19 protein-coding genes are annotated in these 26,012 nt (G+C 75.0%); 13 read left to right on the plus strand and 6 right to left on the minus strand.

Going from position 1 to position 26,012, the window contains the following annotated elements; translation table 11 throughout:
- Positions 1 to 223 precede the first annotated feature (223 nt).
- From ACFYYR_RS16105 to ACFYYR_RS16115, 3 genes are all read right to left on the minus strand, one after another.
- On the minus strand, positions 224 to 2,119 hold the full coding sequence (locus tag ACFYYR_RS16105) for a hypothetical protein (RefSeq protein ID WP_388852709.1): 1,896 nt from the start codon (positions 2,117 to 2,119) through the stop codon (positions 224 to 226).
- A 10-nt stretch (positions 2,120 to 2,129) separates the two neighbouring features.
- Positions 2,130 to 2,459 carry a MoaD/ThiS family protein gene (locus tag ACFYYR_RS16110; protein ID WP_388852712.1) on the minus strand — a complete coding sequence of 110 codons (330 nt, stop codon included), beginning with the start codon at positions 2,457 to 2,459 and terminating at the stop codon, positions 2,130 to 2,132.
- A 413-nt stretch (positions 2,460 to 2,872) separates the two neighbouring features.
- The gene (locus ACFYYR_RS16115; RefSeq protein WP_388852715.1) at positions 2,873 to 4,021 is read right to left on the minus strand and encodes an alpha/beta fold hydrolase; all 1,149 of its coding nucleotides are present in this window, start codon (positions 4,019 to 4,021) and stop codon (positions 2,873 to 2,875) included.
- Between the two features lie 284 nt (positions 4,022 to 4,305).
- On the opposite strand from ACFYYR_RS16115, the gene ACFYYR_RS16120 reads away from it, so the two are divergent.
- The 5 genes from ACFYYR_RS16120 (at position 4,306) to ACFYYR_RS16140 (ending at position 10,003) form a co-directional block, all read left to right on the plus strand.
- The gene (locus ACFYYR_RS16120; protein ID WP_388852718.1) at positions 4,306 to 5,118 is read left to right on the plus strand and encodes a winged-helix domain-containing protein; all 813 of its coding nucleotides are present in this window, start codon (positions 4,306 to 4,308) and stop codon (positions 5,116 to 5,118) included.
- Between the two features lie 24 nt (positions 5,119 to 5,142).
- The gene (locus ACFYYR_RS16125) at positions 5,143 to 6,165 is read left to right on the plus strand and encodes a LacI family DNA-binding transcriptional regulator (protein ID WP_388852721.1); all 1,023 of its coding nucleotides are present in this window, start codon (positions 5,143 to 5,145) and stop codon (positions 6,163 to 6,165) included.
- Positions 6,166 to 6,454: 289 nt separating this feature from the next.
- Entirely contained in the window at positions 6,455 to 7,546 is a 1,092-nt protein-coding gene (locus tag ACFYYR_RS16130; protein WP_388852724.1) for a S1C family serine protease, read from the plus strand.
- A gap of 202 nt (positions 7,547 to 7,748) precedes the next feature.
- Positions 7,749 to 8,477 (plus strand): response regulator transcription factor, encoded by a 729-nt coding sequence (locus ACFYYR_RS16135; protein ID WP_388852727.1) that lies wholly within the window; start codon positions 7,749 to 7,751, stop codon positions 8,475 to 8,477.
- Complete coding sequence (locus ACFYYR_RS16140) at positions 8,477 to 10,003, plus strand: sensor histidine kinase (RefSeq protein WP_388853521.1); 1,527 nt, start codon at positions 8,477 to 8,479, stop codon at positions 10,001 to 10,003. Before ACFYYR_RS16135 ends, ACFYYR_RS16140 begins: the two co-directional genes overlap by 1 nt.
- A 135-nt stretch (positions 10,004 to 10,138) precedes the next feature.
- Here ACFYYR_RS16140 and ACFYYR_RS16145 read toward each other — a convergent pair whose 3' ends face one another.
- Both ACFYYR_RS16145 and ACFYYR_RS16150 read right to left on the minus strand, forming a co-directional pair.
- Positions 10,139 to 11,494, minus strand: coding sequence for a DUF2993 domain-containing protein (locus ACFYYR_RS16145; RefSeq protein ID WP_388852730.1), 1,356 nt, complete (start codon positions 11,492 to 11,494; stop codon positions 10,139 to 10,141).
- 479 nt (positions 11,495 to 11,973) lie between these two features.
- The gene (locus ACFYYR_RS16150; protein ID WP_388852733.1) at positions 11,974 to 13,785 is read right to left on the minus strand and encodes a bifunctional metallophosphatase/5'-nucleotidase; all 1,812 of its coding nucleotides are present in this window, start codon (positions 13,783 to 13,785) and stop codon (positions 11,974 to 11,976) included.
- Between the two features lie 382 nt (positions 13,786 to 14,167).
- On the opposite strand from ACFYYR_RS16150, the gene mshD reads away from it, so the two are divergent.
- The 8 genes from mshD (at position 14,168) to ACFYYR_RS16190 (ending at position 24,975) form a co-directional block, all read left to right on the plus strand.
- Entirely contained in the window at positions 14,168 to 15,106 is a 939-nt protein-coding gene (gene mshD / locus ACFYYR_RS16155; protein ID WP_388852736.1) for a mycothiol synthase, read from the plus strand.
- A 658-nt stretch (positions 15,107 to 15,764) separates the two neighbouring features.
- Positions 15,765 to 18,119 carry an RNA degradosome polyphosphate kinase gene (locus tag ACFYYR_RS16160; RefSeq protein WP_388852739.1) on the plus strand — a complete coding sequence of 785 codons (2,355 nt, stop codon included), beginning with the start codon at positions 15,765 to 15,767 and terminating at the stop codon, positions 18,117 to 18,119.
- A gap of 361 nt (positions 18,120 to 18,480) precedes the next feature.
- Positions 18,481 to 20,052 carry a CHAD domain-containing protein gene (locus ACFYYR_RS16165; RefSeq protein ID WP_388852742.1) on the plus strand — a complete coding sequence of 524 codons (1,572 nt, stop codon included), beginning with the start codon at positions 18,481 to 18,483 and terminating at the stop codon, positions 20,050 to 20,052.
- A gap of 206 nt (positions 20,053 to 20,258) precedes the next feature.
- Entirely contained in the window at positions 20,259 to 20,657 is a 399-nt protein-coding gene (locus ACFYYR_RS16170) for an NUDIX hydrolase (protein WP_388853524.1), read from the plus strand.
- A 371-nt stretch (positions 20,658 to 21,028) separates the two neighbouring features.
- Positions 21,029 to 21,943 (plus strand): hypothetical protein, encoded by a 915-nt coding sequence (locus tag ACFYYR_RS16175; protein ID WP_388852745.1) that lies wholly within the window; start codon positions 21,029 to 21,031, stop codon positions 21,941 to 21,943.
- A complete protein-coding gene (locus tag ACFYYR_RS16180) occupies positions 21,940 to 23,208 on the plus strand; it encodes a hypothetical protein (protein ID WP_388852747.1) in 1,269 nt (422 codons plus the stop codon). The genes ACFYYR_RS16175 and ACFYYR_RS16180 overlap by 4 nt, the downstream gene beginning before the upstream one ends.
- A gap of 76 nt (positions 23,209 to 23,284) precedes the next feature.
- Complete coding sequence (locus ACFYYR_RS16185; RefSeq protein WP_388852750.1) at positions 23,285 to 23,782, plus strand: hypothetical protein; 498 nt, start codon at positions 23,285 to 23,287, stop codon at positions 23,780 to 23,782.
- On the plus strand, positions 23,779 to 24,975 hold the full coding sequence (locus ACFYYR_RS16190; RefSeq protein WP_388852753.1) for a hypothetical protein: 1,197 nt from the start codon (positions 23,779 to 23,781) through the stop codon (positions 24,973 to 24,975). The genes ACFYYR_RS16185 and ACFYYR_RS16190 overlap by 4 nt, the downstream gene beginning before the upstream one ends.
- Here the strand turns inward: ACFYYR_RS16190 and ACFYYR_RS16195 are convergent.
- Positions 24,938 to 25,741: a class I SAM-dependent methyltransferase gene (locus ACFYYR_RS16195; protein WP_388852756.1), complete on the minus strand. Its 804-nt coding sequence runs from the start codon at positions 25,739 to 25,741 to the stop codon at positions 24,938 to 24,940. The genes ACFYYR_RS16190 and ACFYYR_RS16195 overlap by 38 nt on opposite strands.
- Between the last annotated feature and the right edge of the window lie 271 nt (positions 25,742 to 26,012).

A 26,012-nucleotide genomic window follows, 5' to 3' on the forward strand; every position in this document is an offset into this window, starting at 1 on the left:
CCGGTGATCCGATCGTGGCCGATCACCAGATTGCGGGAGCAGTCCACCCGGAACACCCGGAACGTCAGCAGTCCCCCCCCGGATCGCCCGGCGGCCGAGCGGACGGGCCGGCTCCGGAGCGCTCGATGGGTGTGGCCCGGGCCCGCACACATCGAACGGGCCCGGGCCCGGAACGCGCGCGGTGGCGTCCGCCCGACGGCGTGGTTCCGGCTGTCGGTGCGGTTCAGCCGAGGGCGCGGCCGAGCACGTAGACGGCGGGCGCGGCGAGCGTCAGCGGCAGTGCCACGCCGGCGGTCAGGTGCACGAACCGGGACGGGTAGTCGTAGCTCGCGACCCGCAGGCCGATGAGCGCACACGCTCCGGCCGCCGCACCGAGCAGCGCCCCGCCCGCCCCGAGGCCCGTCAGGGCTCCGGCGCCGGCTCCGGCTCCTGTGGCCGCGGCCAGGGCGACGGCCGGGGCGACCCGCGACGGCAGCGGCAGCGCACGGGCCACCACGGCGACGGCCACCGCGACGGCCCCCACCACGACCGCGTCGCCGGACACGGCGGAGGCGGCGAGATGGCCCGCGGCGAGCACGGTGAACGCCGAGGACGCCACCCCGGCCGTCAGTGCGTACAGCCGCTCGTCCGCCGAACTCCCGTTGCGGAGCTGGAGGACCAGCACCAGCAGGCACCAGACGCCGAGCGTCCCGAGCGCCACCGTGGGGGCGTCCCCGCGCTCGGTCGCCAGCAGCGCGATGTCCGTGGCCAGGCCGCCGGCGAAGGCGAGCGCGATGCCCTGGCGGGCGGGCCACATGCCGTTCAGCCGGTACCAGCCGGCCGCGGTCCCGGCCTGCAGCAGCACGACGGCGAACGCCAGCGCCGGGCGGGCCAGCGCCCCGGTCAGCGCGATGAGCGCGGCGAGACCGGCCGTCAGCAGGGCGGACTCCATGCCGGGCGGAATGATCGGTGACGCGCCCGCCGCGCGGGCCCGCTGCGCCGGGGTGAGCCCCGGGGTGTCCACGGTCCGTACGGCGCCGCGCGGCCCGTCCGCGGGGCGACGGGCGTCATCCGCCGCGTCGGAGCCGCTCCTGCCCGGGGTGTGCGGCCCGTCCTGGCGGCTCCGGCCGCCGGCCGGGTGCCCGCCGGGGGCCGGCGACTGCGGCACCGGGCCGGTACGCGGAGCTCCGCGGTGACCGGCGCCCGTCGGTCCGGTGGGCTGCTCCGGCGGCAGCGGCCCCGGGCCCGGGGCCGGTCCCGTGACGGGCAGATACGCGGTCTCCGCGGCCGCGGAACCCGGTGGCGACTGCTGGTACGGGGAGTCGCCGGTCCCGGCCTCCTGGTGCGTCAGCCCCTGCCAGACCTGGGTGGGCGGAGCCTCGCCGGCGCTTCCGGCCGACCAGCCCGCCGAGCCGTGGGACGGCTGCGGCGACTGCTGCCAGGCGGCACCCGCCGCCGGCGCGTGCGGCGGCGAGCCCTGCGGCCGCGAGCCGTACGCGCCCTGCGGGCCGTGCTGCCCGTGCTGCCCGTGCTGCCCCGGCGGGGGCGGCGGGCTCTGCGGCGCGGGCCGGCCGGGATGGCCGTACGGGCCCTGCCGACCGCCCGGCGCCTGCCGACTGCCCGGCGCCTGCGGGGCGTGCGGGGTCTGTGGGGAGTGCGGGGCTTGCTGGGCGTGCCGGCCTTGAGGGGCCTGCGGTGCCTGCGGGACGCCGTGCTGACCGGGACGGCTGTGCCGGCCCTGCCCGCCCTGCCCGCCGTGCGTCGGGTACGCGCCCTGCTGCGGGGTCTGCTGATGCAGGCTCTGCGTGGGCTGGGGGGCCTGCGTGGGCTGTGAGGCCTGCGGTGCCTGCGGGGTGTACGGGCCCTGCGGCTGCGCCGGGTACGGAGTGTGCCCGGACTGCCCGGCGTACCCGGAGTGCGTGCCGTGGTGCGGCCCCGCCTGGGACGGCTGAGTGCCCTGGGGCTGCTGCGGGTGCTGGGCCCGGGGCGGCTGCTGATGCGCGGCCTGCGGGTCCCGGGGCGTCCCGTACGGGTCGTAGTAGGCGTGGCGCGGCTCGTACGGCCCGCGCGGGTCCTGGGGGTCGTACGGCGGCTCGTGCGGGCTCGGCGGCTCGTACGGGCTGTGCGGCTTGTCGCTCATGGCGTGGAGCTCATCCTCCTGCGAACGGCGGGAGCACTTCGACCGTGCCGCCCTCGGTCAGTGTCACCGTCTCGTGGCCCCGGGTCCCCACCGGGTCGCCGTCCACCAGGAACGAGCAGCGGAGCAGGACCCGCGCGAACTCCGGGTTCCCGGCGTGCCGCTGCCGGGCCGCCTCGAGCGCCTCGGCGAGGGTCGCCGCGCCGTAGCTCTCCGCACCGGTTCCGGCGGCGGCCTTGGCGGCGGCCCAGTACCGGATGGTGCCGTGCGGCCGGCGCGCTCCGTCCGAACCGCTGGTGGCCACGGCCGCGTTCCCGTCCGGTGCGGCCTGGGCTGCGCCCATGGGGACTCCTGTCCTCGTTCCGTCGACGGCGTCCCTCGCGGGCGCCGCCCTCCATGATGGCGGGTACCGGACGGCAGGCGTCGATCGCGGGTGCCGGACGGCAGGCGTCAGCCGTTCGGCGCAACCGGGGGCAACGGGTCCGCCGCGGGTGCGGCCCGTGGCCTGTCGGTCGTCTCGCGGTGGGGCCCGTGCCCTGTCGGTCGTCGCCCGGTGCGGCTCCGCGCCCCGGTGACCCTCCGCCGGTCCGGCCCGGTCGCTGCCGGCCGTCCCCCGGCGCCCCGCCCCGTCCCCGGCGCCGGGGACGGGGATGGTCGGGGGCGTCCCGCCGCGCTCCCCGACGTCCCGTCCGTGCCGCGCCGTCGTTCCTTCGGACCGCCCCGCCCCCGGCGCCGGCCCCCGGGCGGGCCGCCCCGTCAGCCGGCCCCTGGACGCACCGGCCGGGCCCGCTGCGTCCAGGCGCCGATGCGGGCCAGCAGGGCGTCGTCGGCCGCGTTCTCCGCATGGCCGAGGCCCGGTTCGATCCACAGCTCCGCCGCGCCGTTCGCGGCCCCGGCCAGCGCGTGCGGGTGGTCCAGCGGGAAGTAGGGGTCCCGGTCGCCGTGGACGATGAGCAGCGGGACCGGGGCGATGTGCGGTACCGCGCCGACCGGGGAGAGCGGCTCGGGGTTCCAGTCCTCGGGGTGGATCCGGGTGCGCAGCCCGAGGCGCCCGACCAGCCGGCCCGCCGGGCGGGTGACGACCCAGTGCAGCCGTCGCATGGGCGCGGTGCCGCGGTAGTACCAGCGCGCGGGGGCGCTCACCGAGACGACCGCATCGGCGTGCGCATCCGTGCGCCTCTCGTGCGGAAATCCGTTCAGGGGCTCGTTCAGGGGCTCGTTCAGGGGCTCGTTCACGGGCCTGTTCACGCGCCCGTTCAGCGGCCCGTTCGAAGGCTCGTGCAGCGGCGCCCGGGGCAGGCCGTCCGGGCGGGCCGCGGCGGCCGGTCCGGGGTCGTCGGAGCCCGGTCCGGGGCCGCCGGCCGCCGCCCGTCCGAGGCCGTGCGGGCCGTACAGGGCGGCGTGCCGCAGGACCACCGAGCCGCCCATCGAGAAGCCCACGGTCGCCACCCGGGTGTGGCCCAGCGACCGGGCCCAGCGCACCGCCGCGGCCAGGTCGAGCACCTCGCGGTCGCCGAGCGTGGACCGGCCGCCGGACCGTCCGTGCCCCCGGAACGAGAACGTGATCACCGTCGCGTGCCGGGCGAGCGCCCGCGCCGCCCGCCGGACGGCCGGCCGGTCCAGGGCCCCGGTGAAGCCGTGCGCGACGACGATCGCCGGGCGGTCGGAGAGGGCTGCGGAGCCCTGCCCTGCGGAGCCGGTCGTGCCCTCCGCCGGACCGTCGTCGGCGGGAGGCCCGGCCCCGGTGAGCGGCCCGGTGAACGGGGTACGGGCGGCCTCGATCCGCACCCCGTCATCGGTCCGCAGCCAGGTCCGGAACGGGTCCGCGGGCCGGCCGCCGGGGATACGCGAGGTGATCGAGGGAACACGGGAACGTGACCGGGCGGCCTCGGAACCGGAGCTCATGTGGGCTATTCTGCTGGGAGAGGATCCGGGCAGCGACGCCCCCGGGTCCTTTCGTGCTTTCAGGAGCCCGCCCGCGCGGCGCGGCGCGGACGGGCTCCAGGGAGCAGGACCGTACGAAGCAGTGCCGCCAACTCCCCCCGTGCTCGAACGCCCGGGGTGCCCCGTCGCAGGGACCGAGGAGGATCCGACGTAATGGGCGAGCGAAGCGTGCAGGACCGTACCATCCGGACATACGGCTTCTTTTTCCGCGACCTTGCGGATTCCCTGACCGAAGGGAGCATTCGATGAGCTCGCTGCTGCTCCTCACGAATGCCCTCCAGCCCTCCACGGAGGTGCTGCCCGCGCTCGGCCTGCTGCTTCACGGCGTACGGGTGGCCCCCGCCGAGGGCCCGGCCCTCGTCGACACCCCCGGTGCCGACGTCATCCTGATCGACGGGCGGCGCGACCTCCCCCAGGTCCGTTCGCTCTGCCAGCTGCTGCGCTCCACCGGCCCCGGCTGCCCGCTGGTGCTGGTCGTGACGGAGGGCGGGCTCGCCGCCGTCACCGCCGACTGGGGAATCGACGACGTCCTGCTCGACACGGCCGGCCCGGCCGAGGTCGAGGCGCGGCTGCGGCTCGCCATGGGCCGCCAGCAGATCACCACCGACGACAGCCCGATGGAGATCCGCACCGGTGACCTCTCGGTCGACGAGGCCACCTACAGCGCCAAGCTCAAGGGGCGGGTGCTGGACCTGACCTTCAAGGAATTCGAGCTGCTGAAGTACCTCGCGCAGCACCCGGGCCGGGTGTTCACGCGGGCGCAGCTGCTCCAGGAGGTGTGGGGCTACGACTACTTCGGCGGCACGCGGACGGTTGACGTCCATGTGCGGCGGCTGCGGGCCAAGCTCGGTCCGGAGCACGAGTCGCTGATCGGCACCGTCCGGAACGTCGGCTACCGCTTCGTGGTGCCGGAGAAGGTGGAGCGTGCCGCGGAGGAGGCCAAGAACAAGGCCGCGTCCGACGCCGCGCGGCCGGCCGAGGGCACGGGCGGCGCGCCGGGACGCGGGAATGTCCGGGAGAGTGTGAAGGCCGGTTCCGCAGGACCGGCCGAGAGCTGAGTCACCCCGCGTAGACTGCCGCGCGTGGCCAAGGTGACGCGTGATGATGTGGCAAGGCTGGCGGGGACGTCGACCGCTGTGGTCAGCTACGTCATCAACAATGGACCCCGGCCGGTCGCCCCGGCCACGCGCGAGCGTGTCCTCGCAGCGATCAAGGAGCTCGGCTACCGGCCGGACCGGGTCGCGCAGGCCATGGCGAGCCGCCGGACCGATCTCATAGGGATGATCGTCCCGGACGCGCGGCAGCCGTTCTTCGCGGAGATGGCGCACGCGGTGGAGCGGGCGGCGGCCGAGCGCGGAAAGATGGTCCTGGTCGGGAACTCCGACTACCTCGACGAGCGCGAGGTGCACTATCTGCGGGCGTTCCTCGGCATGCGGGTCTCCGGGCTGATCCTGGTCAGCCAGGGCCCCAGCGAGCACGCCGCCGCGGAGATCGACGCCTGGGACGCGCGCGTGGTCCTGCTGCACCGGCGGCCCGACGCGATCGACGACGTCGCGGTGGTCACGGACGACGTGGGCGGCGCGCAGCTCGCCACCCGCCATCTGCTGGAGCACGGGCACGCGTACGTGGCCTGCCTCGGCGGCGTGGAGGAGACCCCGACCACGGGCGACCCGGTGACCGACCACATCGAGGGCTGGCGGCGGGCCATGCGGGAGTCCGGCCGCTCGGTGGAGGGGCGCCTGTTCCAGGCGCCGTACAACCGCTACGACGCCTACCGGGTGGCGCTCGGGCTGCTCGCGGGCCCGTACCGGCCTCCCGCGATCCTGTGCGCCACGGACGACCAGGCCATCGGGGTGCTCCGTGCGGCGCGGGAGCTGCGGATCGACGTACCGGGCGAGCTGGCGGTGGCCGGCTTCGACGATGTGAAGGAAGCCGCGCTGACCGACCCGCCGCTCACCACCGTGGCCTCCGACCGCCCGGCGATGGCCCGCGCGGCCGTGGACCTGGTGCTGGACGACGGGCTGCGGGTGGCCGGTTCGCGGCGGGAGCGGCTGAAGCAGTTCCCGTCGGCGCTGGTGATCCGGAGGTCGTGCGGCTGCGGCTGACGTCCGCGGTGCGGTGGCGTGCGGAGCGCGTCCGGCGTTCCCCAGGGGCGGGCGCCCCGGCGGGGCCGGCTCCGGAGCGGGGCGCCGGTGCGGGTTCGTGCCCTGGGCGGTGAGGGAGCGCGCCCTTCGGCACGGGCTCGTGAGGGAGCGTGAACCCGACGAAGGCTCGGCCCCCGAGTGACCGAGAGCCCGGTTCGGGGCCCGTCCTTATGTCGGGCATACCGAGTTCTATCGGGCTTCTCACGGATCGTTCAGACGGTTCTCATGCTGCGGGCGGACCGTACATGACATGACCGACACCCGTGCGTTTCCTGCTCCCCAGGGCCCGGACCAGGGCGCTTCCGCGTCCCGCCCGCCGCTCGACCCCCGGTTTCCGGCAGCGCCCGCCCAGGGGCCGACGCTGCCGCCCGCACCCGGTGGGGGAGGTGCGGGCGCCCGTCCGGGCGGGTGGGGCGGCGCGGGAGGCGGCGCGCCCGGGGCGGTTCCGGAGGCCGGGCCGCCCGGCGGGCACCGGCGGCGCGCCCGCCGGCCGGTGGCGCTCCTCGCCGCCGTCGCCCTCGCGGCGGCCGCGGTCGGCGGCGGGACGGCCCTCCTCGTGGAGCACGCCACCGGGGGAGCGGCCGGCGGCGGGAACGCGGTCGCCGGGACCACCGCGGCGGTGACGACGAAGGGCACGGTGGCGGGGGTCGCCTCCGCCGTCGCCCCGAGCGTCGTGGAGATCACCGCCTCCTCGCCGGGCGGGAAGTCCACCGGCTCCGGTGTCATCACCACCGCGGACGGCGAGATCCTCACCAACAACCATGTGATCTCCGGCGCTTCGTCGGTCACCGTGACCTTCCACGACGGCCGCACGGCCACCGCGAAGGTCGTCGGCACCGATCCCGACCTCGACATGGCCCTGGTGAAGGCGGAGGGCGTCAGCGGGCTCAAGGCGGCGACGCTGGGGAACTCGGACGCGGTGAAGGTCGGGGACCAGGTGGTCGCCATCGGCTCCCCGGAAGGGCTCACCGGCACGGTGACCAGCGGCATCGTCTCCGCGCTCGACCGGGACGTGACCGTGCAGAAGGACGACGGGCAGCGCTCGCCCGGGGACGGCGACCGCTGGCCGTTCTCCTTCGGGGGCGGCCAGTACAACGGCGAGGTGGGCTCGTCCACCACCACCTACAAGGCGCTGCAGACCGATGCCTCGCTCAACCCGGGCAACTCCGGCGGCGCGCTGGTCGACATGGAGGGGCGGATCATCGGGATCAACTCGGCCATGTACACGCCCAGTTCCGGCGGCGGCGCGGCCTCGGGGGCGGCCGGCAGCATCGGACTCGGCTTCGCGATCCCGGTCAACGACGTGCGCGGGATCCTCGACGACCTGCGGGACGGGAACTGAGGCTCGGGACAGGGACAGGGACGGAGCTGAGGCCGAGGGCGCGGGTGAACGGGCCCGCCCGTCGGGCGACCGGCTCCGGCGTCCGCGTGCGAGGCTGGTGCGGCGGCGCCGGACCCGCGCACCCCGGCCCGTACCCGGAAGGTCCGCACCGCACCCACCCCCACCGAACCGATCCGCCGCTCCCCTCCCCAGGTAGGCACCGATGAGCCCCGCCGAAGGCGACCACCGCATCCTGATCGTCGACGACGAACCCGCCGTCCGCGAGGCGCTCCAGCGCAGCCTGGCCTTCGAGGGCTACGGCACCGCGCAGGCCGTCGACGGCCTCGACGCGCTGGAGAAGGTCGACGCGTACCAGCCCGACCTGGTGGTGCTGGATGTGCTCATGCCGCGGATGGACGGGCTCACCGCCGCCCGCCGGCTGCGCGCCGCGGGCCTGACCGTGCCGATCCTCATGCTGACCGCGCGCGACACCGTCGGGGACCGGGTCACCGGGCTCGACGCGGGTGCCGACGACTACCTGGTCAAACCGTTCGAGCTGGACGAGCTGCTGGCCCGCATCCGGGCCCTGCTGCGCCGCAGCTCGTACGCGTCCGCCGGCGGCGGCCCGGAGCCGGAGGAGCGGGCGCTGGTCTTCGGCGACCTGCGGATGGACCTCGGCACCCGGGAGGTCACCCGGCGCGGGCGGGTGGTCGAGCTGACCCGCACCGAGTACACGCTGCTGGAGATGTTCCTCGCGCACCCGCGGCAGGTCCTCACCCGGGAGCAGATCCTCAAGGCCGTCTGGGGCTTCGACTTCGAGCCGAGCTCCAACTCGCTGGACGTGTACGTGATGTATCTGCGCCGCAAGACCGAGGCGGGCGGCGAGCCGCGGCTGGTGCACACGGTGCGCGGCGTCGGGTACGTGCTGCGCGGGGACGGCGGCGGCGAGTGATCCCGGCCTCCCTGCGCCGGATCCACCGGCTGCGACTGCGCTCCCGGCTGGCGCTGCTGACGGCGGTCGCGGTGGCGGTGGCGGTCGCGGTGTCGGCCTTCGCCTGCTGGTTCCTGACGCGGAACCAGCTGCGCGCGGAACTCGACAACAGCCTCCACAACACCAGCATCCCGCCCGGCTTCGTCGGCCAGCTGCTCCGGAACTGCCGGGACACCGAGCCGAACACCAACAAGGAGGTCCTGCCGGGCATCGCGAGCGGGCAGCTGGTGCTGGCCGACGGCCACCGGTGCGTGGGGATCAACTCCCAGCCCGTCGAGGTCGAGCGGGTGGACGAGGAGGTCGCCGCCGGGCTGCGGGAGGAGGCGCTGCACGACGGCGTCACCGACAGCGGCGAGCCCGTACGGGTGCTGACCCAGCAGACCCAGGTGGGCAGCGCCGTCTCCGTGTCCCGGCCGCTGAGCGAGATCGACGGCGCGCTGAACACCCTGGCCCTGCTGCTCGCCGCGGTCGCGGGGGTCGGGGTGGTCGGGGCCGCCACGGCGGGCCTGTGGATCGCGCGGGCCGGGCTCAAGCCGGTGGACCGGCTGACCGGAGCGGTGGAGCACGTGGCCCGCACCGAGGACCTGGCGGTACGGATCCCGGTCGAGGGCGAGGACGAGATCGCCCGGCTGTCGCAGTCCTTCAACGCGATGACCGCGGCGCTGGCCTCCTCGCGGGACCGGCAGCAGCAGTTGATCGCCGACGCGGGGCACGAGCTGCGGACCCCGCTCACCTCGCTGCGCACCAACATCGAGCTGCTGGTGCGCAGTGCGGAGACCGGCCGGGCGCTGCCGGAGGCGGACCGGCGCGAGCTGCTGTCCTCGGTGAAGGCGCAGGTCGTCGAGTTGGGGGCGCTGATCGGGGACCTCCAGGAGCTGTCCCGGCCGGACGCGGTGGCGGGCAGCGGGCCGCTGGAGGTCGTGGCGCTGCACGAGATCACCGGCCGGGCGGTGGAACGGGCCCGGCTCCGCGGCTCCGGCCTGACCGTCACCACCGAGCTGGACCCCTGGTACGTGCGGGGCGAGCCCGCCGCCCTGGAGCGGGCCGTGGTGAACCTGCTGGACAACGCGGTCAAGTTCTCCGGCGGCGGGGCGGAGGGCGGTGCCGGGGGCCCGGCCGAGCCACTGTCCGGGGGCGGCGGAGCCGGCCGGGCGGGGAGTGCGGCCCCGGCGGCCGGTACGGGGCAGGCGGGCGTTCCGGCCGAGGGGGCCGGCGCGATCGAGGTCCGGCTCCGGGGCGGGGCGCTGACGGTGCGGGACCACGGCCCGGGGATCCCGGCCGACGAACTCCCGCACGTCTTCGAACGGTTCTGGCGCTCCACCTCGGCGCGGAGCCTGCCCGGGTCGGGGCTCGGGCTGTCGATCGTGGCCCGCACGGTGCAGCAGGCGGGCGGCACGGTGACGCTGGAGGCGGCACCGGGCGGCGGCACGCTGGCCCGTCTCGCCCTGCCGGGGTCGAGCGCGCCTCCGCCGGAGACGGCGCCGTAGCCCTGCGGGCGTTCCGGCTCGGGGGTCCTCGTGCCCCCGCGGACGTAGCCGCGGAAACGACGAGCCCCGCCCGGCGCGGAGGCCTGAGCGGGGCTCGGACAGCGGGTGGTGCGGCGGCGCCGGAGGGGCGGGCCCTCAGTGCTCCTTGCCGCCCTCCGGCTTCTGCGACTTCTCGTTCTTCCCGCCCTGGGCGTTCTTGCCCTGGGCGTTCTTCCCGGACGGCTCGGACTTCTCGCCCTTCTTCTCCGCGCCCTTCTTCGCCGGCTCCTTCTTCTCCACGTCCTTCTTCTCGGCGTCGCCGAGCGGCATGTCCATCCCCGAGAGGTCGGCACGGATGCCTTCGCGCTCCACCGAGATGTTCTGGAGGCGTACGTATCCGGGCACCTTCGGGAGCTGGAAGGAGAGGGAGAACCGGTTCGACAGGTCCGGCTTCGTCAGCTCGGTCAGCCCGGAGGCCAGCCCCGGGTCGATGCCGATCTTCTTCAGCAGCCACGGGTGGTCGACGAGGACGTCGACGAGGTTGAGCTTCATCACCTGCTTGACGAAGCGCGGCGCCCCGGTGACCCGGTGCAGCTCCTCCTCGCTGCGCACCGTCCGGTCGATCGCCGAGTCCGGCACGCCGAGCCGCTCGGCCAGCGACGGGACGGAGAGCAGGGCCTTCGCCTGGGCCAGGTTGCGGCGCACTTCCTCGGCGCCCTTGCGCGTCAGCCGCAGCCCCTCGCCCTCGCCCTTCCCCGGGCGGAACACGGCGATGTCGGCGATGTTGAGCTGCATGCCGCTGATGTCGGTGGCGATCCCGCGGCCGCCCACCCGGCGGATGTGCGCCTCGGCCTTCATGCGCAGGTCGTGGCCCGCGACCGGCAGGCTGCCCTCGGCCCGGACGGAGCTGCGCCCCATCTCGGTGAACCGCACCTGCGAGGAGCCGAGCTCCCGGTTCAGGTCGTCGAACGACAGCAGCACGCTGCCCTGCATCCGGCCGACGACCGCCCCCTTGATGGAGGTGGGCAGGCTGCCCTGGAGCTGCACGTCGGAGGCGGACGCCTCGACCCGCGCCAGCGAGACGCGGTCGGCGGCGACATCGGGGATGGCGATGTCGACCTTGTCCAGCCGCTTGTCGGCCATCTGCGTCAGGAAGGGGAAGCCGTGCACGGTCACATCCGGCTCGGTGGCCAGATGCAGCGATTCCTTCAGCTTCTCCTGCGTCTTCTGCTCGGCGTAGAGAACGGCCCAGCGGTCGGCGACGACCAGGAACGCCATGGCCACCACCACGGCCACCACGCCCTTGAGAGCGAGCGGAAGGGCGGCGAACCGGCCGCGGCGCCGTCTGCCCCGGCGGTGGTCGGGCCGCGTCCACTCCTCGTCGGCCTGCTCGTCGTCCGCGCGAAGCCCCAGCCCCAGGACGTCGTCCTCGAGGCGCCGATGCCGTGAGCTGTCGCCGTAGTCCTCTTCGGGGTCGGCGAGCGCTGCGAGGTCCTCGTACGGGTTGCGCACCGACGGCCTCGGTTCTGACTCGGGAGGTCGTGTGGGGGGTCGCATCGGTATATCCGATCACGAACCGCACCCTCGAATGCAAGTTCAGGCGTTAAACCTCGGTTAATGCGAGGGATTTCACGTCCGGCGGGGCGCGGGTGCCGTGCCCGGGGACAACGGACTCCCGTGCCCTCCGGAGTGTTTCCGGGCAGGTCGGAACGGGTCCGGCAGCCACCGCGGGCCGGGGCGGGGAGCGGAGGGGAGGCTCCGGACGGGTCCGCCGGGCCGCCGGTGACCGGCCGCGTTCAGCCGTATACGGCCGTCCGGAGGACCGCAGTTGGTCACTCGCGGCGGTGACGGAGGAGGGGCCGGACCGCGGGCGGGGCGCGCACGCACGACGGCCCGGCGGGATCGTGTCCCGCCGGGCCGTACCGGTGTCCGGCGCACCGCCCGGTGACGTGACTCCCTTGTACGGAGAGTCGGTTCACCCTTCGCGCGGACTACTTCACGACAGTGATCCGGTCCGCCTTCGGCGGCGCCAGCGGCTGCGCCGCGGACGAGTGTGCGGCGAAGTACGCGGTGAGCGCGTCGAGATCGGACTGGCCCACGAACTTGTTGCGGCCCTCCTTGAACGCCGTGAAGCCGTCACCGCCGCCGGAGAGGAACTCGTTCATCGCGACCCGGTAGGTCTTCGACGGGTCGATCGCCGTGCCGTTGAGCTTCACCGAGTCCTTGTCGATGCGGGCGGCGCCGGTCTTCGTCATGTCCAGGGTGTAGGTGAAGCCCTTCGAGACCTGGAGGATCTTCGGCGAGGCCTCGTTCGGCCCGCTCACCTGCTGCTGGAGCGCGGTGATCAGCTGGGCGCCCGTCAGGTCGACCGCCGTCATCATGTTGGTGAACGGCTGCACGGTGAACGCCTCGCCGTAGGTGACCACGCCGTCGCCCTCGCTGCCCGACGCCTTCTGCACCAGGTCGGAGCGGATGCCGCCCGGGTTCATCAGGGCGAGCTGCGCACCGCCCTTGCCGGCCGGGGCCATGGCCTCCAGCTGGGCGTCGCCGATGACGTCGCCGAGCGGCGACTCGTACGTGCCGGCCCCACGGCCGGGGATGTCGCCGGAGATGTATCCGACCGGCTTGCCGGCGACCGGCGCGGCCAGCTTGTTCCAGCGCTGGATGAGCGCGGTCATGTCGGCGGCCTTGGGCTGGTCCCGGCGCACCACGTGGTTGGCCGACGCGACCCTGGTCCGCACGATGTCATGGGTGCGGCGGTCGTAGGTGAGCGTGGTGTCGGTGTAGAGCTTGCCGAACGAGGAGGCCGAGGTGACCATCCGCGGCTTGCCCGCCGGGTCGGGGACCGTGCACACGTACGCCTGGTGGGTGTGGCCGGTGACCAGCGCGTCGACCTTCGGGGTGATGCCCTTGGCGATGTCCACGATGGGGCCGGAGATGCCGTCGCCCTGGCCGGGGCTGTCGCAGTTGTAGTTGTACGAGCCGCTCGCGGGGGCCCCGCCCTCGTGGATGAGCGCGACGATGGACTTCACCCCGCGCCGGTTCAGCTCCTTGGCGTACTTGTTGACGGTCCTGATCTCGTCGTGGAACTTCAGGCCCTTGATGCCGCCCGCGGAGACGACGTCCGGGGTGCCCTCCAGGGTCAGCCCGATGAAGCCGATCTTCACCCCGCGGTGCTTCCAGACCGTGTACGGCTTGAGGATCGGCTTGCGCGTCTTCTCGTCCGTCACATTGGCGGCCAGGTAGGGGAAGTCCGCCCCCCGGAAGACCTTGCCCTTCTCGAAGCAGCCCTCCTTGGGGTGGCAGCCGCCCCTCTGCATGCGGGTGAGTTCGGTCCGCCCCTCGTCGAACTCGTGGTTGCCGACGCTGGTCACGTCGAGGCCGAGCTTGTTCATCGCCTCGACGGTCGGCTCGTCGTGGAAGAGGCCGGAGACCAGCGGGCTGGCGCCGATCATGTCGCCGGCGGCGGCGGTGACGCTGTACGGGTGGCCCTTCCGCGCGGTGCGCAGCGAGGAGGCCAGGTACTCGGCGCCGCCCGCGTCGATCTTCTGGGTGGTGCCGTCCGGGTTCTGCTGGGTGACCTGGCCGGAGGAGCCGGCGGGCGGTTCGAGGTTCCCGTGGAAGTCGTTGAAGGAGAGCAGCTGCACATCGACGGTGCGGCCGTGTCCGTGACCGCGGCCGTGCCGGTTGCTGTCGGCCCCGGCCGGAACGGCGACGGACAGCGCCCCGGCCGTGGCCGCGAGCACCGCCGCACCGATCGTCAGACGGCGGGCCGTGCGGCGCCGTTGAGGTGTCGCTGACATGAGTTCCCCTTTGTGGACAGCGAGTTCTGCGACAGCGGAATTCGCCGGCGTGGTCGAGTCGAGCGGCAGCTTATGGTCAACGCGCGTAGCGTGTCAGGACTCCGGCGGTAACGAGCAGGTTGCGACGGTGTGGCCGGAAACCTCGGGCGGACGGGCGAGGTGAGCGGGCGGCCGGCCCGGAGCTCCGGGGCCGCCTGCGCCCGGCCGGCCGCGGACGTCGACGGGGCCGGCAGGCCGCCGGACGAGCCCCCGGGGTCACAGCGGCGGACGGGCGGACGCAGGTCCCGTCGGCGGTCGGGTGGTCGTCGCCGAAGACGGGGAGCGCGATGTCTCCCGGTGGCGGCAGGGCTCCCCCGGAACCGGCGGGTCGTAGGCTCAGGACATGAGCAACGTGGTGAACGGGACGGGCGCGGTGCGGAAGATCGAGATTCTGGACGAGGTGGCGCCCGAGGCGGCGCAGACGGTCTCGGAGCTGCTGGAGGAGGCGGCCCGGATCGACGGGCAGCCCGCCGTTTCGGAGCAGGGCCGGCTGCAGCTGCGGGGCGGCCGCCGCGAGGGCGTCCGGCATCTGCTGCTGTACGCGGACGAGGGCGACGGCGGCCGGACGCTCGCCGGCTACGCCCAGTTGGAGGAGACGGATCCGGTGGAGGCGCCGGCCGCCGAACTGGTCGTGCACCCCGGGCACCGGGGGCGCGGCCACGGCCGGGCGCTGGGCTGCGCGCTGCTGGACGCCTCGGGGAAGCGGCTGCGGATGTGGGCGCACGGCGGGCACCCGGCGGCGCGGCACCTGGCGCAGGTGCTGGGCATGTCGCTGTTCCGGGAACTGCGGCAGATGCGCCGCCCGCTGGCCGATCTCTCGCTCGCCGACCCGGTGCTGCCGGAGGGCGTGACCGTTCGGACCTTCCGGCCGGGGCAGGACGACGCCGCGTGGCTGGCGGCGAACGCGGCGGCCTTCGCCCACCACCCCGAGCAGGGCTCCCTCACCCAGCGGGACCTCGACGACCGCATGGCGGAGGCGTGGTTCGACCCGCAGGGCTTCTTCCTGGCGGAGAAGGAGGGCCGGATCGTCGGGTTCCACTGGACCAAGGTGCACGCCGCCGAACAGCTCGGTGAGGTCTACGTGGTCGGGGTCGTGCCCGGCGCGCAGGGCGGCGGCCTCGGGAAGGCACTCACGGCGATCGGGCTGCGGCACCTGGCGGCGTCGGCGCTGCCGACCGCGATGCTGTACGTGGACGCGGACAACACCGCGGCCGTCACGGTCTACGAACGGCTCGGGTTCGTCACCCACGAGACGGATCTGATGTACCGGACGGAGAGCTGATCCGGGGTGGAGAGCTGATCAGGACGGGCACCGGGTACGGCCGGGCCGCCGCCCGTGGGCGGCCCGCGCCGGACCGGCCCTCCCGGCCGCCGTACGAGGCCCCGGCGGCGCTCCCGGTACCCGGATGGAGTAGTCCCGGAAACCCATGGCCAGAGCATCGGACCCCGGTACCGGGCACCGCCGAAGCTCCCCACTCCCCCCCCTCCGGCCCCTGCGACGTCGGGAGCCCCTGACCGGGAGGAGAATCCGCCATGCGTGACCGGCCGCCGGGCTGGGCAGCCTGGTGGCGGAAGACGTGCGGCGGCCCCCCCGGTGCCCGGCTTCCTCGGGCGTCACCCCGGCCCCGGCGGCCACCGGCGTGCTCCGGTGGCTCCAGGACCCCGGCGGACCCCCGCAGCCCCCGGACCCCGGCGGGCTCCGGAGCCCCTGCCGCCCCCGTGGCACCGGTGGGAAGCCCGGATGCGGTACGTCGCGGAGGACGGCTGTGGCCGCACTCCGTGACGGCGGCTTCACACCCCGCCCGGGGCCCTCGCGCCCCGCCGGGCACTGGGCACGGCCCCCGGGAGCCGGGCCGCGTCCACCCCTGGGAAGGGACCCGCTTGCCTGGCCGCCATGTGCGCGTTACCGGCGATTCAACGTTGCTTGCGAGCATCACTGAATGCAGCCCGCTGTGCCGAAATCCCCCACGAGACGGCTCCGTGCCGCTCCTCCGCCGCTGTCCCCGCCCCCTTCCGACGCGCCCGAACACGCGTGGGCGCGGAACAATGAGGACATGAGCAGCGACTCCAGCGTTCCGGCTCCGGCCCAGCACGTCCAGCCCTCGGTCGGCTCCATCGCCGCGCACCGCACCCACACCGTGGCGGCCGCGGCCTACTCCGACCTGGAACCGGATCTCGACGCCGACCTCGACGGCTACGAGGACGGCTACGAGGACCGGGACGGCGAGCTGCCCCAGGGACGGTTCCTGGACCGCGAGCGCAGCTGGCTGGCGTTCAACGAGCGGGTGCTGGAACTCGCCGAGGACCCCGCCACCCCGCTGCTGGAGCGCGCCAACTTCCTGGCGATCTTCGCCAGCAACCTGGACGAGTTCTTCATGGTCCGGGTGGCCGGTCTGAAGCGCCGGATCGCCACCGGGGTCGCCACCCGGTCCGCCTCCGGGCTCCAGCCCCGGGAGGTGCTGGACCTCATCTGGAACCGCTCCCGCGAGCTCATGGCCCGGCACGCCGCCTGCTTCCAGCAGGACGTCCTGCCGGAGCTCGCCGAGCAGGGCATCCAGATGATCCGCTGGCCGGATCTGACCGAGAAGGAGCAGGCGCGGCTGTTCACCCTGTTCCGCCAGCAGATCTTCCCGGTGCTCACCCCGCTGGCCGTGGACCCCGCGCACCCGTTCCCGTACATCTCCGGGCTCTCCCTGAACCTGGCCGTCGTGGTGCGGAACCCGGTCAGCGGGTACGAGCACTTCGCCCGGGTCAAGGTGCCGCCGCTGCTCTCCCGCTTCCTGGAGGCCTCCCCGCAGCGGTACGTGCCGCTGGAGGACGTGATCGCGGCGCATCTGGAGGAGCTCTTCCCGGGGATGGAGGTGCTCGCCCACCACATGTTCCGGGTCACCCGCAACGAGGACCTGGAGGTCGAGGAGGACGACGCGGAGAACCTCCTCAAGGCGCTGGAGAAGGAGCTCATGCGGCGCCGCTTCGGCCCGCCGGTGCGGCTGGAGGTCGAGGAGTCGATGGCCCCGGAGGTCCTGGACCGGCTGGTCCGGGAGCTGAAGATCTCCGAGGCCGAAGTCCACCCGCTGCCGGGCCCGCTGGACCTGACCGGCCTGTTCGGCATAGCGAAGCTGGACCGGCCCGAGCTGAAGTACCCGAAGTTCGTCGCGGGCACCCACCGCGACCTCGCCGAGGTCGAGTCGGCGCAGGCCCCGGACATCTTCGCCGCGCTGCGCGAGCGGGACGTGCTGCTGCACCACCCGTACGACTCGTTCTCCACCTCCGTGCAGGCCTTCCTGGAGCAGGCCGCCGACGACCCCGACGTGCTGGCGATCAAGCAGACGCTCTACCGCACCTCGGGTGACTCGCCGATCGTGAACGCGCTGATAGACGCCGCGGAGTCCGGCAAGCAGGTGCTGGTCCTCGTCGAGATCAAGGCACGCTTCGACGAGCAGGCCAACATCAAGTGGGCCCGCAAGCTGGAGGAGTCGGGCTGCCATGTCGTCTACGGCCTGGTCGGGCTGAAGACGCACTGCAAGCTGTCGCTGGTGGTCCGGCAGGAGGGCGACACACTGCGCCGCTACAGCCACGTCGGCACCGGCAACTACCACCCGAAGACGGCGCGGCTCTACGAGGACCTGGGGCTGCTCACCGCGGATCCGCAGGTCGGCGCGGACCTCTCGGACCTCTTCAACCGGCTGTCCGGCTACTCCCGGCGGGAGAACTACCGGCGGCTGCTCGTCGCCCCCAAGTCGCTGCGCGACGGCCTCATACAGCGGATCAACAAGGAGGCCGCGCACTGCCGTGCCGGACGGCCCGCGTACATCCGGATGAAGGTCAACTCCATGGTGGACGAGGCCGTCATCGACGCGCTGTACCGGGCGTCGCAGGCCGGGGTGCCGGTGGACGTCTGGGTGCGCGGGATCTGCGCGCTGCGGCCCGGGGTCGAGGGGCTGTCGGAGAACATCCGGGTGCGCAGCGTTCTCGGGCGGTTCCTGGAGCACTCGCGGGTCTTCACCTTCGGCAACAGCGGGGAGCCCGAAGTCTGGCTCGGCAGCGCCGACATGATGCACCGCAACCTGGACCGCCGGATCGAGGCGCTGGTCCGGGTGAGCGACACGGCCCACCGGGCCACCCTGACCCGGCTGCTGGAGACCGGTATGTCGGACGCGACCGCGTCCTGGCACCTCGGCCCGGACGGCAACTGGACGCGGCACGCGACGGACGCCGAGGGGCAGCGGCTGCCCAACGTCCAGGAAATGCTCATCGACGCCCGGAGGCGCCGGCGTGGCCCAGCGACATCATGAATCCGCCGGTGGAGCCGGTGACGGCGACCGTGTGCACGGCGACAGCGTTCAGGGGACCGGTCCGGAGCGGGAGGTTACGGCCCGTGCCGCGGACGGGTCGGCCCTCGTGGGCCGGAGGGCCGAACACCCCGGCCGGGAGCGCCGCGACGACGAACGCGACGGGGTGCGCAGGGGCGGGGACCGCCGCCCCGGGGACCGCAGCCCTGGGAGACGTGGGGACCGCCACGGCGGGGGCCGCGGGGACGAGGACGGGCGGGACGGGGAGTGGCGGCAGCGTCACGGCCGGGACCGCCGGGAATCCGGCGAGCGCGGCCGTCCGGCCGCGGACGGCGGGGAGGAACCGGCACGAGGGGTGCGTGTGATGGTGGCGGAGAGCACGGGCGGCAGGCCGGTCCGGGGCGCGCCCCCGGCCCCGACCGCGGGCGAGGTGCTGGCCGGGTACCTGCACGCGCACGCGACCGAGTTCCTGCGCAGCCTGCGGTTGCAGCGGGAGAGCGGTTCCGACGCGGAGGAGGCCGTCGAGGCGGGGCGCCGGCTGCGCCGGTCCGCGCGGCGGATCAGCGGCGCCCTGCACACCTTCCGCCCGCTGACGGACACGGCCTGGTCGGACCCGCTGCGCGCGGAACTCGCCTGGGTGGCCGGCACGCTGGCCCGCGAACACGCCTACGCCGCCCGGCTGCTCCGGCTCCGCGCGGCCCTGCACCGGCTCTCCGGCGCGGAACCGTCCCCCGTGGCGGCGGCCGGGGCCGGAGAGGACGGCCGGGGCGCCACCGAGTGGTACGACCTGACGGGCACGGGCGGTCCCGGCGGACCGGCCCACGACGGTGGCCGGCTCCACGACGGCGGACAGCCTTTCGACGGCGGACAGCCTTTCGGCGGCGCCCCGGCCGCGTACGGCGGTGACGGCCCGGCGGCCCGGCCGCTCGCGCTCGGCGAGGCCGAACTGCCCGCCCCCGGGGACCTGCTGCCCACCGGGCCCACCGGGTACGGGGCGGCGGACCCGGGGAACGGCAGGGCCCCCGGAGCGGGGCCCGGGACGAACGGGAACGGGGAGCACGGAACCGGGGAGCGCGCGGAGCAGGTCGTGGCGCAGCGGGCGCCCGGATCCGTGACGACTGCCGGGCCGTCCGGGACCGTCGGTACGGCCGGGACGGCCAGGGCGTCCGGGACGGCCGGGAAGGGCGGGGCCGCCGGTGGGCAGCGGAGGGCCCAGCAGCGGAACACCGCCCAGGCCACGGCCGCCGCTCCCGGCGCGCTGACGGTGGGCGCCGCCCGCGCCGCCGCCCTGCTGGACCGGCAGCTCACGCTCGCCCGGACCCGGGCGCACTCGCAGGCACTGCAGGTCCTGGGCTCGTCACGGTTCCACGCGGTCGCCGATGGCGTGGCCGTACTGGCCTCGGAGGCGCCGCTCGACACGGTCGCCGCCGCCGGTTCCCCGGAGGAGGCGCTGCGGCCGCTCGCCGACCACGTGCACCGGCGGCTGGCGGACGCGGTGGACGCCCTGCCGCTGTACCGGGCCGGGCACCCGTACAACGCGGAGGCCCTGGTGCACGGGCTCGCCGCCACGGCGGCGGCCGACGCACCCCCGGCGGCGGAGCAGCAGGACGCTCCCTGGCACCAGGTCCGGCTGCTGCTGCGGCTGTGCCGGTACGCCGAGGAGGTCATGGAGTCGGCGGAGCCGCGGCCGGTGCTCGGCGGGGGAGACGAGCCGCCGTTCAGCGTGCGGCTCTCCGGTGCGGCGCAGGCCCTGGAGCGGCACCGCGACGCGGCCGAGGCGGCGGCGGCAGCGGCGGCGGCCGCCCGCACCCCGCGGATCGCACCCGCCACGGCGTACGCCCTGGGCGTGCTCCACGCCGATCAGCGGCACGACGTGGAGGCGGCCCGGTTCGCCTTCGGCCGGCTCTGGCAGCGATGGGCGGTGACCACCCGGTGAACCGCGACGACGACCCCCCGGACACCGGCGGCCCGGACACCGGCCACCCGGACACCAGCCGCCCGGGCGGCACCGGCGGTTCCTCGACCGGCGCGTCGTCCACCGGCGCGTCGTCCGCCGGCGGGGCGCCCACGGCCGGGCCCTCCACGGCCGGGCCCTCCACGGGCGAGCCCTCGGCCGGGCGGTATCCCGAGGTCGGCAGGACCGTGCTGGCGGCGGGGTGCGTGCTCTGGCGGCGTTCCCCGCGGGCCGGGGAGGTCGAGATCGCGCTGGTCCACCGTCCGAAGTACGACGACTGGTCGCACCCCAAGGGCAAGCTCAAGCGAGGCGAGGAACCGCTGCGGGGCGCGCTGCGCGAGGTGCTGGAGGAGACCGGATACGCCTGCGCACCCGGACCGCCGCTCCCCACCGCCCACTATCTGGCCAACGACCGCCCCAAGCTGGTCCACTACTGGGCCGCCGAGGCCACCGACGGGCAGTTCGTGCCGAACCCCGAGGTCGACCGCCTCCTCTGGCTGCCCCCGGACGCGGCCCGGCTCCGCCTCACGCACGAACGCGACCGGGAACTGGTCGACGCCTTCCGCGACGTGCTCCACACGGCCTGAGCCCACCGGCGCGGGGTGGTGCGTCAGGCATCGTCGCGGACGGGCCGGCCGCCGCCTGCATCTCCCGTCCCGAGCGGCGCCCACCCGCCGTCATCAACCGCTCCAACTCCGCAATCAATCCGGTCGATTTCACCGTCAACTCGGTCGCCGATGCCTTCAATTCGATCGGGTATCGGTCTTCCCCGGTGAGTGGGGCGGTGCGGGTGCGCCGGAGGAGGCATCCGGGCTGGGGAAAGGGGACGGCCGGGTCGGGGAAACTTGGTGTCAAGTTCCGTCACAGGCAGTGCACTTGGGCCGCTGACGTGGCATTCTGTCGCACCTTGGCACCAACGCGAGACCTCTGGGGGGCAGCGGTGATCACAGGCGACGGGATGCAGTTACCGGGGTGGCGCGGAGGCGACGGCAACGCCGCGTACCTCGACAAGACCTTGCGCCATGGAGACATGGAGCTGTCCCTCGCGGAGGGCGTCAGCGGCCGGTTCATTCTCTTCCTGGTGCTGCGGGCCTTCTTCGCCTCGGTCCTCGTCGCCATGGTCCCGGCCTTCATCGGGCTGATCTCCCTGATGGCCGACCTCGGCTCGTCCTCGGGGTACGGCAGCGGTTACGGGGAGAGCTCCAGCGACGCCGACGCGGGCGCGGCCTGGCTGATGTTCGCGTTCATCGCCTCCACCGCGGCCTTCTGGCTGGTCCTGCTGGCGTCCCGGGTCCGGGAGCCGCTGGGCGCCTGGCGGGTCCTCCTCGCCGACCGCGAGGACCGGGCGACGTCGGTCTACAGCCAGATCCGCGGCACGCTGCGGCTCCGGCGCAGCCCGCTGGCCGTCCAGGAGCGCCGGATCAGGACCGGCGGGCGGGGCGCGGAGAGCATCAGCCACCGGCTGGTCCTGGACGACGGCCCGTACACGGCGTACGTCTCCGTGTTCGGCTACGGGTCGAGCCTCTACCTCGGCTGGACGATGTGGCGTTCGCGCCGCGGGGCCGCGCTGTTCGTGCAGTTCGTCGGGGACCTGTTCCGCGGCGTGCTGGGGCAGAACACGCCCGAGAAGCAGATGATGCGCGCCGACCGGCCGCAGGCGATGCGGGAGGCCGTGCACCTGGCCTGCCGCGAGGGCCTGTTCGTGGCGATCGAGGGCATCGACGTGCCCGACTCCTACGGCTTCCCGCAGGGGCTGCCGCCGGTCGTCGACGAGGACGTGCCCGCCGCCCCGGCGCCCCCGCCGGTCCCCGTTCCGCCCATGCCGCCGCGCCCCGGTGTCCCGCCGCAGGCCGGAGGTCCCGGCACGGTATGACCGACGACGGTGTGCTGGTCTCCTCGGGTGCGCAGGGCAGTTGGGCCTGGGTGGGCGCCCGGCTCGAACCCGAGGCGGCCCTGTCGGAGCACGGCGGCTTCGCCGGTCTGCCCGAGGAGCGGCGCACGGCCGAGGCGGCGGTCCGGGAACGGACCTGGCTCGCCGAGCGGTGGGTCCCCGACGGGCGGCACCGGTTCGAGATCCGCTACTGGAACGAGCCGGACACCGGCCGGGTCTCCTGCGCCCTGCTCGGCCAGGTCCACGACCGGGACCGGCAGAGCGCGGAGACCGCCGCCCGCGCCCTGCGTCCGCGCCTGCTCTCCGTACCCCGGCATGTGCGGGCCGTCGGGCTCGACGCGGCGGGGGTGCGGCACGCGCTCGCACCTTTCGGAGCCGGTGGTGGGACCGGAATCGGACCCGGACGCGGAGCCGGAGCCGGACCCGGTGCCGGTGCCGGTGGGGACAGCGGTCCGGGGGACGGCGGCCTGGCCGAGGTCCGCAAGCGGCTGGCCTGGGCGCCGTCGACCCGCCACGACGCCCGGTTCCGGGTGGGCGTCATGGTGTTCCCGCTGGCCGGACAGGCCGTTTCCTGGGAACCGGTCTGGGACGAACTGGCCCGCCAGGACCGGCCGTGCGTGATCGGCGTCTGTCTGGAACCGTCCGCCCCCGGAGAGGGACTGCCGGCCCGGCTCGGCTATCTCGCCCAGGAGTACGGCCGCCTCGCGGTCGCCGGCACACCGAACCCGGTGTACCAGCAGCCGGTGCCCGCGGACCCGTTCGCGATCCGGGCCGCGCCGCTGTACCAGGACGCGGCCCGGCGCTACGGGGGCCGCGTCTTCCGGATGCGGATCGCGGTCGCCGCCGCGGGGCCCGTGCCGCTGCACCTGGCGGAGACGGTCGCGGCCACGGTGTCCACCCAACCGGGGGCCGGGGCGGCGACGGCCGCCGAGGCCGCGGTGGTCCGCGTGCCGCCGGAGGGCGAGCGGCGGACCGCCTGGCACAGCGTCTCCACGCTGGGCCGCGCCTGGCTGGAGGAGACCTATGGGCAGGGCGCGCCGCCGGGCCGGCTGGGACCGGTGGAGCGGGTGCTGAGCGATCTGGTGGATCTGCCGGAGGCCGGCACCGCGTTCCGGTTCCCGTACGAAACCCCCGGCCGGCCCCCGCTGTTCGACACCGCGAGCCGACGGGCGGCCCAGGGCGGACCCCGGGGCGGAGGACCGGCCCCGGCCGCCCCGCAGGCGGATCCGCACTTCCCGGGCCTGTGACGACGTGGCGGCAGAGGACGAGAGCGCCGCGAACCGTACAGGACCGACCGAACTCGACCGGAAAGGCCCAGCAACCGTGCTCACCTTCGCATTCGACGGAGGCTCCGCCGAGGCGGACACCCTCGCCCGCAACCTGGCCGACTGGCTGAACGACGACGAGGACCTGAGCGGCGCCGTCCGGCTCCGGATGGCACCGCCCGCCCGCGGCGAACAGGGCGCCCTCGCCCAGGCCACGGAACTGCTCGGCGCGGCGGAGCCGCTGCTCAGCGCCGGGGTCGGCGCCGTCGCCATGTGGCTGGCGGAGCGTACGAAGAGCCGGCGCGTCAGCTTCCGCGCCGTCCGGCCGGACGGCGCGGAACTGCGGGTCTCCGCGGGCAGCCCGGCGGACGCGGCAGCCGTCCGGGAGGAACTGGAGCGCTTTGTGAACGCCGACGGCCGGGGCGGAGGCGCCACCGACGGCAGCACGCCGACCGGTGACATGCAGGCCGGTGACATGCAGGCCGGTGACGCGCGAGTCGGCGGCACCGGGGCCGACGGCGGGCGGACCGGCGACGGCCGCGGCCCGGGCGCGTGAACGACGGCGGATGGGTCGTACAACTGCCCCGCCCCCGGCGCTCGTCCGCCGTGCTCGTCGGCACCGCCACCCAGGTGACACCCAGCGGCCTGCACCCGATTCCGCAGGCGGCGGCCGGCGTCCGGGCCCTCGCGGACGCCCTCACCGGCCCCGCGGGACACCTCGACCCGGACGCCGTGCGGCTGCGAGTCGACCCGCAGACCGCCACGGACGTGCTCGATCTGTTCCCGCCGGCCGGCGGCGGCCGGACGGACCTGTGCCTCTTCTACTACGCCGGCCACGGACTGCTCGCGGAGGGGGACCGGCTGTGCCTGGCCCTCCCCGGCTCGGTGGACGAGCCGGGCAGGGCGGCCCGCACCTCGCTTCCCGTGCAGGACGTCTTCGCCGCGATGTCCCAGTCCGCGGCCCGCCACAAGGTCGCGGTGCTCGACTGCTGTTTCGCCGCCCGGGCCTTCGACGCCCCGGCCGCCGCCGATGTGCATCTGCTGACCGCGACGACCCGGACGAAGAAGGCGCGGTACGGGGAGGCCGCGGAGTTCACCGGCTTCACCGGCGCGCTGCTGGAGCTGCTCGGGGACGGCATCCCCGACGGCCCGGAACACCTCGACCTCGGCACGCTCCACCGCCGGCTCGCGGTCACCCTGCCCACGTCCGCCGACCGCTGTCCGGCGCCGGCGCAGCGGACGGTGGGGTTCAGCCACGACCTGGCACTGACCCGCAACCCCGCGCACGGGACGGGACGGACCAGGGACGGCCTCGCGGCGCGGGCCCGGTTCGCCCTGCGGACGCGCCGGCTCGCCCTGCAGGGTGCCGTGGTCAGGCCCGAACGGATGGAACAGGCCGTACGCCTCTTCGCGGGCATCGTCGCCGACGGCGTCCGGGAGCTCTCCCCGACGGACCGGGAGGTCCTCACCTACCGGCACGCCCACGGATCGGTGGTGGGCGAGGCGGGGGACGCGCCGGGCGCCGCCGCACTGCTCGATGCCGTGGTCGCCGACTGGGAGAGCGCGGCCGCGCCGGACGACGAACGGCTCACGGCGGCCCGGGCCAGCCGTGCGCACTGGCGCCGCGAAGGCGCCGTCCCGTCGGCCGGCCAGGGGGAGCCGACCGGGCCGGGGCTGTCCGTGCGCCCCGGTCAGTCCCGTGGAGCTGCGGTCAGCCCCGCGGAGCCAGGGCGTCCCAGCGGACGGTGACCTCCCCCTGCCGCCATCGCCCGGGCCCGTCGGCGACCGGCCAGTCCCGGCGCAGGGCCCGCACGGCGCCGATCCACCGCTGCCGCGCCCCGAGGGAGGCGAACGGCGCGGCGGCCGCCCACGCGCGGTCGAAGTCCCTGAGGAACGCATGGACGGGCTCGCCCGGCACGTTCCGGTGGATGAGCGCCTTGGGCAGCCGTTCCGCCAGGTCGGAGGGGCGGGACAGGGAGCCCAGCCGGGTCGCGAACGTCACCGTGCGCGGGCCCTCGGGGCCGAGGGCGACCCAGACGTGCCGCCGCCCGATCTCGTCGCAGGTCCCCTCCACGAGCAGGCCGCCGGGCGCCAGCCGGGCCCGCAGCCGTTCCCAGACGGCGTGGACCTCGGCCTCGTCGTACTGCCGCAGCACGTTGGCGGCCCGGATCAGCACCGGCCGGCGCCCGCCGGGGAGCGGCACCTCGAAGCCGCCGTGGGCGAAGGCGAGCCCGTCGCGTTCGTAACGGCGGGCGGCCTCGACCCGGACCGGGTCGATCTCGATGCCCACCACCCGGGCGTCCGGCCGCACGGTCCGCAGCCGCCCGAGCAGCTCGACGGCGGTCCACGGGGCGGCGCCGTAGCCGAGGTCGACGGCGACCCCGTCCCGGTCCCGGCGCACGGCTCCGCCGTGGACCGCGGCGATCCAGCGGTCCATGCGCCGCAGACGATTGGGGTTGGTCGTGCCGCGGGTCACGGTCCCCACAGGGCGGGGCGAGGGGATGCGGACGGCCATGAGGAGAGGGTAGGCGGTGCCACCCGGAAGCCCGTACCGCCCGGTGCTGCGCCCCCGGCCGTCCCGGCCCGTACCGCGCCTCGCCCCGTACTGCCCGGGCCCGTGCCCGAGACGCCGTGACGCCGTGACGCCCGGTGGCCGTGGAACCCTGGTCCGGGAATGGTCCACTCCCCGCCGCCCGGACCGGCCCCTTCCTCCGGCCCACGGAGGCATCGAGCGTCACGTTTTGGCAAAGCGGAAATGGTACGAGGCGTTCCGCTGGTTACACGTT

Origin of the sequence: Streptomyces sp. NPDC001922, from assembly GCF_042891165.1 — a bacterium.
Lineage (GTDB): Bacteria > Actinomycetota > Actinomycetes > Streptomycetales > Streptomycetaceae > Streptomyces.

What these genes read in the sequence shown, in the direction of transcription:
- ACFYYR_RS16105 (WP_388852709.1), bottom strand. Translation starts at nt 2,119, where the DNA reads ATGAGCGACAAGCCGCACAGCCCGTACGAGCCGCCGAGCCCGCACGAG.
- ACFYYR_RS16110 (WP_388852712.1), bottom strand. Translation starts at nt 2,459, where the DNA reads ATGGGCGCAGCCCAGGCCGCACCGGACGGGAACGCGGCCGTGGCCACC.
- ACFYYR_RS16115 (WP_388852715.1), bottom strand. Translation starts at nt 4,021, where the DNA reads ATGAGCTCCGGTTCCGAGGCCGCCCGGTCACGTTCCCGTGTTCCCTCG.
- ACFYYR_RS16120 (WP_388852718.1), top strand. Translation starts at nt 4,306, where the DNA reads ATGAGCTCGCTGCTGCTCCTCACGAATGCCCTCCAGCCCTCCACGGAG.
- ACFYYR_RS16130 (WP_388852724.1), top strand. Translation starts at nt 6,455, where the DNA reads ATGACCGACACCCGTGCGTTTCCTGCTCCCCAGGGCCCGGACCAGGGC.
- ACFYYR_RS16135 (WP_388852727.1), top strand. Translation starts at nt 7,749, where the DNA reads ATGAGCCCCGCCGAAGGCGACCACCGCATCCTGATCGTCGACGACGAA.
- ACFYYR_RS16150 (WP_388852733.1), bottom strand. Translation starts at nt 13,785, where the DNA reads ATGTCAGCGACACCTCAACGGCGCCGCACGGCCCGCCGTCTGACGATC.
- mshD (WP_388852736.1), top strand. Translation starts at nt 14,168, where the DNA reads ATGAGCAACGTGGTGAACGGGACGGGCGCGGTGCGGAAGATCGAGATT.
- ACFYYR_RS16160 (WP_388852739.1), top strand. Translation starts at nt 15,765, where the DNA reads ATGCAGCCCGCTGTGCCGAAATCCCCCACGAGACGGCTCCGTGCCGCT.
- ACFYYR_RS16165 (WP_388852742.1), top strand. Translation starts at nt 18,481, where the DNA reads ATGGTGGCGGAGAGCACGGGCGGCAGGCCGGTCCGGGGCGCGCCCCCG.
- ACFYYR_RS16175 (WP_388852745.1), top strand. Translation starts at nt 21,029, where the DNA reads ATGCAGTTACCGGGGTGGCGCGGAGGCGACGGCAACGCCGCGTACCTC.
- ACFYYR_RS16180 (WP_388852747.1), top strand. Translation starts at nt 21,940, where the DNA reads ATGACCGACGACGGTGTGCTGGTCTCCTCGGGTGCGCAGGGCAGTTGG.
- ACFYYR_RS16195 (WP_388852756.1), bottom strand. Translation starts at nt 25,741, where the DNA reads ATGGCCGTCCGCATCCCCTCGCCCCGCCCTGTGGGGACCGTGACCCGC.